7 protein-coding genes are annotated in these 10,333 nt (G+C 64.0%); all 7 read right to left on the bottom strand.

Features of this window, described 5'->3' with window-relative positions; genetic code table 11:
* Positions 1-88: 88 nt before the first annotated feature.
* Positions 89-706: a tyrosine-type recombinase/integrase gene (locus K2W81_RS14620; RefSeq protein ID WP_294105631.1), complete on the bottom strand. Its 618-nt coding sequence runs from the start codon at positions 704-706 to the stop codon at positions 89-91.
* Between the two features lie 274 nt (positions 707-980).
* Positions 981-3,287: a heavy metal translocating P-type ATPase gene (locus K2W81_RS14615; protein ID WP_294105633.1), complete on the bottom strand. Its 2,307-nt coding sequence runs from the start codon at positions 3,285-3,287 to the stop codon at positions 981-983.
* A 240-nt stretch (positions 3,288-3,527) separates the two neighbouring features.
* Positions 3,528-3,866, bottom strand: coding sequence for a copper-binding protein (locus tag K2W81_RS14610; protein WP_294105630.1), 339 nt, complete (start codon positions 3,864-3,866; stop codon positions 3,528-3,530).
* A complete protein-coding gene (locus K2W81_RS14605) occupies positions 3,863-7,012 on the bottom strand; it encodes an efflux RND transporter permease subunit (RefSeq protein WP_294105629.1) in 3,150 nt (1,049 codons plus the stop codon). Before K2W81_RS14605 ends, K2W81_RS14610 begins: the two co-directional genes overlap by 4 nt.
* Positions 7,009-8,259, bottom strand: coding sequence for an efflux RND transporter periplasmic adaptor subunit (locus tag K2W81_RS14600; RefSeq protein ID WP_294105627.1), 1,251 nt, complete (start codon positions 8,257-8,259; stop codon positions 7,009-7,011). Before K2W81_RS14600 ends, K2W81_RS14605 begins: the two co-directional genes overlap by 4 nt.
* 2 nt (positions 8,260-8,261) lie before the next feature.
* On the bottom strand, positions 8,262-9,440 hold the full coding sequence (locus K2W81_RS14595) for a TolC family protein (protein WP_294105624.1): 1,179 nt from the start codon (positions 9,438-9,440) through the stop codon (positions 8,262-8,264).
* 205 nt (positions 9,441-9,645) lie between these two features.
* Positions 9,646-9,972 carry a hypothetical protein gene (locus K2W81_RS14590; RefSeq protein ID WP_294105621.1) on the bottom strand — a complete coding sequence of 109 codons (327 nt, stop codon included), beginning with the start codon at positions 9,970-9,972 and terminating at the stop codon, positions 9,646-9,648.
* Between the last annotated feature and the right edge of the window lie 361 nt (positions 9,973-10,333).

Genomic DNA, 10,333 nt, shown 5'->3' with positions numbered 1-10,333 from the left:
CAGGGCCAAACCTCAACGCAGGCGCGCTACCTCACCGCAAACACCAATGCCGCGCAGCGGCTTCGTGCTTTGGGTCGAGTCGGCCCGGTCAGATTTCCGTCCGTTCTGACAGCTCGAGGGCGTCTTCGACGTCAACGCCGAGGTAGCGGACTGTGCTCTCGATCTTGGCATGGCCGAGAAGGATCTGAACGGCACGTAGGTTGCCCGTGGCCTTGTAGATTATCGATGCCTTTGTGCGCCTGAGAGAGTGCGTGCCGTAATCCTCGGCTTGGAGGCCGATCCCGGTTATCCACTCACGAACCAGCCGTGCGTATTGCCGCGTGCTCATGTGTCCCATGTAGTCGTTCCGGCTTGGAAAAACGTAATCGTTCAGCGTGCCGCCACGGCGATCGAGCCAGGCGAGCAGAGTTTTTCGGGCTGGTTCGACCAACTCAAATTGAACAGGGCGTTTGGTCTTCTGCTGCACCACAACGGCCCGATCTCTAATGCGCCCGCCAGCGACGATGTCACCGATGCGCACCTTGACGACGTCGCAGCCGCGAAGCTTGCTGTCGATGGCGAAGTCAAAGAGCGCCCGGTCGCGCAGGCGGCAATACTGATCGAGCCAGAAGCGAATTGCCCAAACCTGCTGCGGCTTGAGAGCTCGCTTGGCGCCGAGCACCCGGCCTTCGTTCCAGGGACGAACTTCATGGAACGCGGGATCCATCGACGAATGCCCCATCGCTCATCTCCAAAGAGCCGGGTCAAACCTCCTCAATATAACAGGCCGGTGAAGCAATGGTTCGCAATTGTGGTTCACGACCGCCGCCTGTATCAAAAATCGAATTGCAGAATCCCGACCGCTCACCGCGCCATCGACGAATGACTACACCTGTCGGAAGCAGCTGTTCGCGCACCGTGAAGCAAACGATTTATTACGCCTCCAAATTTCGACTGCGAGATGCTGGTGGCTTGGCCCCGAAAGCCGTCGTTCAGCGCACCTATAGACGGATTCGATTGAGCCTCAGCGCATTTGCCACCACCGTCAGCGACGACAGCGCCATCGCCGCGCCTGCGAACATCGGCGACATCAGCAGCCCAGTCGCAGGATACAGAACCCCCGCTGCGACAGGCACCCCAATCCCGTTGAATAGGAAAGAGAAGAAGAGGTTCTGGCGGATATTGCCCATCGCTGCTTTCGCCAGCTTACGCGCGCGGACGACCGCAGCGAGGTCCCCCTTGGTCAGCGTGATCCCGGCACTTTCGATGGCGACGTCAGTGCCTGTTCCCATCGCAAGGCCAACGTCCGCGGCGGCCAGCGCGGGCGCGTCGTTGATACCGTCACCTGCCATCGCGACCTTCGCGCCCTTGGCCTTCAGCTCGCCGACGATCCGCGCTTTGTCCTCGGGCTTCAGGTCCGCATGAACGCCGTCAAGCCCGCCGACCGCATCCGCCACGATCTGCGCCGTCGTTGGATTATCGCCGGTCAGCATGATGACGCGGAGGCCTTGCCTGCGCAGCGCCTCGATTGACTCGCGGGCGTTTGCCCGGACCGGGTCGGCGACGGCGATGAAGCTGGCTAGCGCACCGTCGATGGCAATAAGCATGATACCCGCGCCTTCGCGGCGCTTGGCTTCGGAAGCCTCGAACAGCGGCTGGGGATCTACACCGATCCGCGTCATCTGGGCGGTGTTGCCAATGACGACGATCCGCCCGTCGACCTTGGCACTGATGCCCGAGCCGACCTGCACCGCAAAATCTTCTGGCTCGCCAAGTGTTAGCCCGCGTTCCATTGCCGCGGTCACGATCGCATGCGCGAGCGGATGTTCGGATCGCGCCTCGACCGATGCCGCCAATCTGAGAAGATCGTCATCGCGCAGCGCGCCGATCGTTTCCATGCCGACCAGTTTTGGCTTGCCCTCGGTCAGCGTCCCTGTCTTGTCGATCAGCAATGTATCGACCTGCTCAAACGCTTGCAGCGCCTCGGCACTCTTGACGAGCACGCCCGTCTGCGCCCCGCGCCCAGTGCCGACCATGATCGACATCGGGGTCTCCAGGCCAAGCGCGCACGGGCAGGCAATGATGAGCACGGCGATGGCATTGAGCAGCGCATGCCCGATACGCGGTTCAGGGCCGATCAGGCTCCAGACCGCAAAAGTCACGATGGCGACCAGAATGACGAGCGGCACAAACCAGCCCGAGATCCGGTCGGCAACGGCCTGGATCGGGGCGCGGCTGCGCTGGGCTTCGGCCACCATCTTGACGATGCGCGCGAGCGTCGTGTCGCTGCCAACCGCCTGCGCTTCCATGACGAGGCTGCCGGTGCCGTTGACGGTGCCGCCGGTGAGTGCGCTGGCCGCAGCTTTTGCGACCGGGAGTGGTTCACCCGTCAACATCGATTCATCGACCGAGGATTTTCCGTCGACGACGATGCCATCGACTGGAACGGATTCGCCGGGGCGAATGCGCAGGCGATCGCCCATGGCGACGCCGGACAGCGGTATTTCGGATTCGGTGCCATCTTGGGCGATGCGCCGGGCCGTTTTCGGCGCGAGATTGAGGAGGGCACGGATGGCTTTGCCCGTCGCGGCACGCGCGCGAAGTTCGAGCACCTGGCCAAGCAGAACAAGCGCGACGACAACGCCGGCGGCTTCGTAATAGACCGGCGCCACGCCCGCCATCTTGAACGTGTCGGGGAACAGGCCAGGCGCAAGGGTTGCGACAAGGCTGTAAAGGAACGCTGCACCAACGCCGATCGAAACCAGCGTAAACATGTTGAGATGGCGCGACCGGAGCGAGGCCCATCCACGCGCGAAGAACGGTGCGCCCGCCCAAAGCACGATCGGAGCGGCCAATGCCAGCTGCACCCAGGGTGAAATCTGCGGTTCGAGCAGGCGCAGTCCGAGCAGTTCGCTGCCCATGGTGAGGACAAGCAGCGGCACCGCGAGCACCGCCGATACCCAGAACCGCCGTTTGAAATCGATAAGCTCTGGATTGGGTGCGTCGTTTAGCGACGGTTCCTCGGGTTCGAGCGCCATCCCGCAGATCGGGCAAGCGCCCGGCCCAGGCCGCTGTATTTGCGGGTGCATCGGGCAGGTCCAGATCGCCCCCTCGGCAGCGGGGGCGGGTTCTGGCGGGGACGTGTCCGCGAGGTATCGATTGGGGTCAGCAACGAATTTAGCGCGGCATCCGGGTGAGCAGAAATAATAGGGATGACCATCATGCGTCGATTGATGCGCCTTGCTGAGCATATCGACCGTCATCCCACATACCGGGTCACGCGCTTGGTTAGATGGATCGACGGCCAGATGCTCGATGCCATCATCGCGTGCGGATAATTGGTCACCATCCGCTGCCGCGCGGCTATGTTTGTCCACGGTGACGTTTGTCCTTTCGCTCGACCGGACGCGCGTCGATGGTCAGTCCGATCACCGCAAGACGCGGGTGCAGCGGCGCTCTCACTTGTTCAACGCCTGGGCTGACCAATCGGGTACCTGCGACGGGGCTATGGCGAGACCGACAACTGGAATCGCTGCTGGCCTCAATCGCTAAATCTTGTCGATCGACTCAATTTCGGCCGTCTTGCCGTCCCAACGAAAGGTGAACCGCACCTTGTCGCCGACCTTCAGGCCGCCAAGCTGCCCTTCTTTGGCACCGAACCCCATCGTCATCGCTGGCCAGCTGAGCTCGGCAACGGGGCCGTGCGCCAGCGTGATCTTGCCGGTCTCGGGATCAATCGCGGTAATGGCGCCTTCGCCGGTTGCGGTCTTGGGGTCTGCGGTAACGGGAGCGTCGGCCGCTGGGCTGTCCGTGGCCTCCGGTGCGGAAGCAGGGCCGCCGCACCCGGCAAGCAGCAGGGCAGGGGCGAAAATGGCGATGACCTTCATGACGTTACTCCTTGATTGACGGGGGTGGGTTGCGTGCGACGTCGCCGCATCAGCAGATAGCCGGCGGGAATGACGAGCATCGAAAGGAGCGGCGCGGTGAGCATGCCGCCGATCATCGGTGCGGCAATACGGCTCGTCACTTCAGAGCCCGTGCCGGTGCCGATCAGAACGGGAAAAAGGCCAGCGAGGATAACGGCCACCGTCATCGCCTTGGGCCGCACCCGCAGCAGCGCGCCTTCGCGCACCGCCGCCTCGACCTCGTCGGACGACGGGTCGACGCCGCGATCGGCCAGTGCGTGCTTGAGATAGATGAGCATCACCACCCCAAACTCCGCCGCCACGCCCGCCAGCGCAATGAACCCCACCGCGGTCGCCACCGACTGGTTATAGCCTAGCAGCCAGAGCAGCCAGAACCCGCCAGTCAGCGCGAAGGGCAGGGTTGCCATCACCAGCAACGCCTCGTCGAACCGACCAAAGGTGACGTAGAGCAGCACGAAAATGATCAGCAGCGTCGCCGGGACCACGATCGTCAACCGCTCCCGCGCCCGCGCCAGATATTCGAACTGCCCGGTAAAGCTGACGCTGATCCCCGGCGGCAGTTTGACGTCGCGGTCGATGACGCGCTGCAGGTCGGCGACGATCGAGGTCAGGTCGCGGCCGCGCGCATCGACATAGATCCACGTCACCGGCCGGCCATTCTCGCTGCGCAGCATCGGCGGACCTTCGCTGGTGCTGATCGCAGCGACCGTCCCTAACGTGACCTGCTGGCCGCCGGGGGTCAGGAAGCGGAGGTTGCGTAGCGCATCGACACTGTCGCGAAGCTCGCGCGGGTAACGCACGTTGATCGGATAGCGCGCCAGCCCCTCCACCGTTTGCCCGACCGTTTCCCCGCCGATGGCGCTGGAGACGATCGACTGGACATCGGCGATGTTCATGCCGAACCGTGACGCGGCAAAACGATCGATATCGACATCGATATATCGGCCGCCGGTCAGCCGCTCGGCGAGCACTGACGACACATCAGGCACGGTTTTGGCGACGGTTTCGATGTGCTTGGCGGTCGCGTCGATCTGGGCGATGTCAGCACCCGCGACCTTGATCCCGATCGCGCTCTTGATGCCGGTGGCGAGCATGTCGATCCGGTTGCGGATCGGCGGTATCCAGAAATTGGCGAGGCCGGGGACCTTCACCGCGTGGTCGAGCGCATCGATCAGCTTGTCGGGTGTCATGCCGGGGCGCCATTGATCACGCGGCTTGAACCGGATCGTCGTTTCAAACATCTCCATCGGCGCGGGGTCGGTTGCGGTTTCGGCGCGACCGGCCTTGCCGAACACGCTTTCGACTTCGGGCACCGTCTTGATCAGCCGGTCGGTCTGCTGGAGCAGTTGCGCGGCCTTCGCCGTCGAAATCCCCGGCAGCGCGGAGGGCATATAAAGCAGGTCGCCCTCGTCGATCTGAGGCATGAACTCGCCGCCAAGCTGCGACAGCGGGAACAGGCTGGTCGCAAACACGAGGCCCGCGATCACCAGCGTCCGCTTCGGGCGCAGCAGCACCCAGTCGAGCGCAGGCCGATAGATCGCGGTCAGCACCCGGTTGATCGGGTTGGCGCTTTCGGCCGGGATGCGGCCCCGGATGAGATAACCCATCAGCACTGGCACCAGCGTTACCGACAGGATCGCGGCGGCGGCCATCGCATAGGTTTTGGTGAAGGCAAGCGGCGCGAACAGCCGTCCTTCCTGCCCCTGCAGCGCGAAGACGGGGATGAAGGACAGCGCGATGATCATCAGGCTGAGGAATAGCGCAGGGCCAACCTCTGCCGCCGCCTCGGCGATCACCGTCCAGCGCGCAGCACCCTTCAGTTCGGCATCGGGATTGTCTCGCGCCCAATGCTCCAGATGCTTGTGCGCGTTTTCGATCATCACGACGGCGGCATCGACCATCGCGCCGATGGCGATAGCAATGCCGCCCAGTGACATGATGTTGGCGTTGATGCCCTGCGCGCGCATCAGGATGAAAGCCGCCAGGATGCCGAGCGGCAGCGTCACTACCGCGACTAGTGCCGACCGCATATGCCAGAGGAACAGCGCGCACACGATTGCGACGACGATGAACTCCTCGATTAGCTTGCTCGTCAGATTATCGACCGATCGCCCGATCAGCGCCGAGCGGTCATAGGTCGGCACGATCTCGACGCCCGGCGGTAGGCTGGCTTTGAGCGTTTCGAGCTTGGCCTTGACCGCGCTGATTGCCGCGCGAGCATTGGCGCCCGACCTGAGCACGATAATCCCCCCGGCCACTTCACCCTGACCGTTGAGCTCGGCGACGCCGCGCCGCATATCCGGCCCCACCTGCACCGTCGCGACATCGGCCAGGGTCACGGGCACGCCGCCCGCCGTGGTGCGGATCGGCAACGCGCGGAAATCATCAAGATTGGCGAGATAACCATTGGCGCGGACGATATATTCCGCCTCAGCCTGCTCGATCACCGCGCCACCGGCTTCCTGATTGCCGCGCTTGATGGCGTCGATCACCGCCTCATGCGTCACGCCGTAGGCGATCAGTTTATCGGGATCGAGCACGACCTGATATTGGCGAACCATTCCGCCCACAGCGGCGACTTCGCTGACGCCGGGGATCGTCTTCAGCTCATAGCGCAAAAACCAGTCCTGCAGGCTGCGCAGCTGCGACAGATCGTTGCGCCCGCTCCGGTCGACCAGCGCATATTCGTAGATCCAGCCGACCCCGGTCGCATCCGGGCCAAGCTCGGTCTTCGCGCCCGCCGGTAATTGCGCCTGCACTTGACTGAGATATTCCAGCACCCGGCTGCGCGCCCAATACAGGTCGGTGCCATCCTCGAACAGCACATAGACCAGACTATAGCCGACGAACGAATACCCCCGGACGACCCGCGCGCCGGGCACCGACAGCATCGTCGTGGCCAGCGGATAGGTCACCTGATTTTCGACAATGCGCGGTGCTTGCCCCGGATAATTGGTGCGAATGATGACCTGCACGTCGGACAGATCAGGCAAGGCATCGATCGCGGTTGACCTGACCGCGATAACGCCCGCCGCGACGACCATCACCGCCGCCATCAGCACGAACAGGCGTTGCGCGATCGACCACCTGATGACGGCGGCAATCATTTGGTGCCGCCCGCCGGTGGCGCACCGATCGCCCGGACTGGAATGCCCGTCAGGCTCGCCTCGGAATCGAGCAGGAACTGGCCCGATGCCACCACCTTTTCACCATCCGACAAACCAGCGAGTATCTCGGTGCGACCACCGCTTTCGCGCCCGATCTGCACTTCGGCCGGGTGATAGCGTCCGTCGCCTGCCGCCAGCATCACGATCGTGCGCTTGCCGGTGCGGATCACCGCCTCGGTCGGGATCAACAGCGCGCTGCGCTCGCTTTGCCCCAATGCCACGCGCGCGAACATGCCGGGGCGCAAACGCAGCCCCCGGTTCTGCAATTCAACCCGGACAGTGACGGTCCGGCTGTCGGTCTGCGCGGTCGGCAGGATCGCCTGGACACGGCCTGGGAAATGCTCGCCCGGAAATGCAGTGAGGTCAGCGGTGACAGCGGCACCGGGCCGGACATCGCCGATCCGCGCTTCAGGCACGGCGGCATCGAGCCACACCGACCCCAACCCGACGACGCGCGCCAGCGGCTGGCCCATCGCCAGGGTCATGCCCGGTCGCACGTCGAGCGTGTCGATCACCCCGCCCGACGGTGTCGTCAGTATCGTCACGTCGCGCACCCGCCCGCTGCGCGCAACCGCAGCGATCAGCCCCGGCGGCATGCCCAGCAGCATCAGCCGCTGTCGTGCGGCGCTGGTCAGCGCGGCATTGCCCGTACGCTGCACCGCCAGATATTCGCGCTGAGCCCCGCCCCATTCGGGGACCAGCACATCAGCGAGCGGCGCGCCCGCCGCGATGACATCGCCCGGTGCGCGGGCATAGCCGCGCTGGACGAACCCTGCCGCGCGCGCCTGCACGATCGCGACATTGCGCTCGTTAAAGGCGATGATCCCGGTCACATCGAGACCGGTCGACAAATTGTCGCGTTTCGCAGCGACGACGCGGACGCCGAGATTCTGCATCGCCGCCGGGTTGATGGTGACCGCCGGTGGCCCGCTTGCGCTTGCACCGCCCGCGCCTTCGTCGGCAAATTTGGGCACGAGCTCCATATCCATGAAGGGCGACTTGCCAGGCTTGTCGAACTTTTGGTTCGGGAACATCGGGTCGTAATAATAGAGCGCCTGCTTGCCACCCGACGCGGTGCTCGATGACGCCGCATGATCCGATGGCGCAATATACCGCCCCGCAACGAAACCGATCAGTGCCACCCCGGCCAATGCCGCGGCGAGCTGCGACGCTTGAAGCGAGGTCATCCTCACAGCTGCTCTCCCTGATATGTCAGTGTGATACGCACGCCGTCGCGCACGACATCGGCTTCGCGGTCGAGCAGGTCGATCTCGGCTTCGGCCAACGCGATCGCCGATTGCAGCGCGGTACCAAGGTCGATCCGTCCTGCTGCATAGCTGGCGCGGTCGAGTTCGGCGCGCTCCCGCGCCAGTGGCAATAATGTCGTCTGCCCGCGTTCAAATCGCTCATGGTGCATACGGTGATCGGCAAGATCGCCGTCGAGCGCGGCAATCAGTTCACGTTCCGCATCGGCCCGGTCGAGCCGGGCGCGTGCCATCTCGCTAGCCTTGGCGGCGATGATCGGATTTTGCCGCTTGCCTGCGAACAATGGCAGGTCGATCTTGATGCCTAGCGAGACGAAATTGCCAAAACGCGGCTCCCGGTTGCCGATCGACCCGCTCACCTCCCAATCGGGATTCTTCGCTGCTTGGGCGAGACGGACCTCTGCTGCGGCCTGGCCGACCAGCGCGTCTCTCACCTGAAGTGCGGGCAGCGTCGCCAGACCGGCGCGCAGCCGTGCCGGATCGGGTGAAAGGTCAGGCGGCGGGCCAGTCACTTGCGGATCGGGGTCACCAGTCCAACGCTTCAGCTTTGCGCGGGCGCCCGCAATCTCGGCGACGCGCTCGCTGCGGCGATCGGCGAGCTCCGCCTTCAGGCGCTGCGGTTCGATAGCGTCGGCCGGTCGCGCACTGCCGCTCGCCAACCGGGCGGGTGCAGTCGTCGCCAGATCGGTCAAACGTTGTCCCAGTAGATCGAGAATCGCCAGCCGCCGCTCGGCGTAATACAACTCGATCCAGGCCATCCCTGCGGCGATCCGCACACGACGGCGCTCGGCCGCCGCATCGGCATCGGCGGCCCCGATATCAGCGGTCGCGCGGGCGGCGCGGGCGCGACGCTTGGCGATGTTGGGGACTTCCTGGCTGATGCCGACGACGCCCATGGTGAAATCGTCGCTGTTGAATCTGCCTGCGTCGGGGCCGGTGAAGGGAAAATCCTGAAGCTTCACCTCCAGCTTTGGGTCTGGCAGCCGATCCGCAGCAATCGCCGTCGAACGCGTCGCATCGGCTTGCGCCGCGCGTGCGGCGATGCTTGGGGCATCCTGGTCGGCGCGCGCAAGCGCATCCTTAAAGGACAACGGCTCAGCCATGGCCGGAGACCCGACCAACATTATTGTCGAAAACACCAGATAACGGCGCATGCGGAAAATTCCCCAGACATGGTCCTGATCAACAGCCCGGCCTACACGTGATCGAGGATCATGGCGGCTATCTGCCCCCAATCCCAGTCATCTAAACCTGGGCATGATGTCGTCGCTTGCCGGCGCGCCGCTCAAGAGGCGGGCCGGTCGCGGCTCAGACGATCGGTCGAGGGGGTCTATCGAGGCCGTCGGCGATAGTGGCGATCGTCATGCGCGCTAGACTGGTCGATGGCAGCATTTCTGGCTCGACAACGCGGTAGTCAGGCAGTCCGAGCGGTGCAGCCAAGGTCACGGCTAGTGTGGCTTCGCAGGCCTGGAGACAGGTCTTATGCTCGTCGTCGCAGCACGAGCCCTTTGCCATGTCGTGATCCATCGCCGCCATCTTCGGCATGGAATCGACGCACATCGTCTTCATCGCAAGCGCCGGAATCGGTGCCGCCAGAACGACTATGGCCAGGATCAGGATCAGCAAACGCTTCATGCGACCGATCATCTATCATAGCGTACCCGGCTCGCGCCAGCGGCTGTGTCGCAAAGCGGAATTCGAGACCAACGCGGCGCAACGAAAGCCAAGCCGCATGATGGAGCCAAGGGCGAGCATGCTCTTTCGGCAAGGTCCAAGCCCGAGAATTGGATCATGAATGAACGACCGTTTTCGGGAAACGGCGAGGGTGGCTTAAACGTCCAGGATTGGGTCATTCCGCCCGATAACTGCCATGTCGGGGCGGAGGTTCGCCGCGCCCTTCGCCGCATGACCGTCCACAACCAAAGCACGAAGCCGCTGCGCGGCATTGGTGTTTGCGGTGAGGTAGCGCGCCTGCGTTGAGGTTTGGCCCTGCGGG

This window comes from Sphingomonas sp., assembly GCF_019749955.1.
Lineage (GTDB): Bacteria > Pseudomonadota > Alphaproteobacteria > Sphingomonadales > Sphingomonadaceae > Sphingomonas.
Note: the sequence above shows the minus strand (reverse complement) of the source record. Positions and strands in the feature narration are given on the sequence as shown.

Excerpts from the sequence above, each read along its gene's own strand:
- K2W81_RS14620 (WP_294105631.1), bottom strand. The coding sequence starts at position 706 with ATGGATCCCGCGTTCCATGAAGTTCGTCCCTGGAACGAAGGCCGGGTG.
- K2W81_RS14610 (WP_294105630.1), bottom strand. The coding sequence starts at position 3,866 with ATGAAGGTCATCGCCATTTTCGCCCCTGCCCTGCTGCTTGCCGGGTGC.
- K2W81_RS14605 (WP_294105629.1), bottom strand. The coding sequence starts at position 7,012 with ATGATTGCCGCCGTCATCAGGTGGTCGATCGCGCAACGCCTGTTCGTG.
- K2W81_RS14600 (WP_294105627.1), bottom strand. The coding sequence starts at position 8,259 with ATGACCTCGCTTCAAGCGTCGCAGCTCGCCGCGGCATTGGCCGGGGTG.
- K2W81_RS14595 (WP_294105624.1), bottom strand. The coding sequence starts at position 9,440 with ATGGCTGAGCCGTTGTCCTTTAAGGATGCGCTTGCGCGCGCCGACCAG.
- K2W81_RS14590 (WP_294105621.1), bottom strand. The coding sequence starts at position 9,972 with ATGAAGCGTTTGCTGATCCTGATCCTGGCCATAGTCGTTCTGGCGGCA.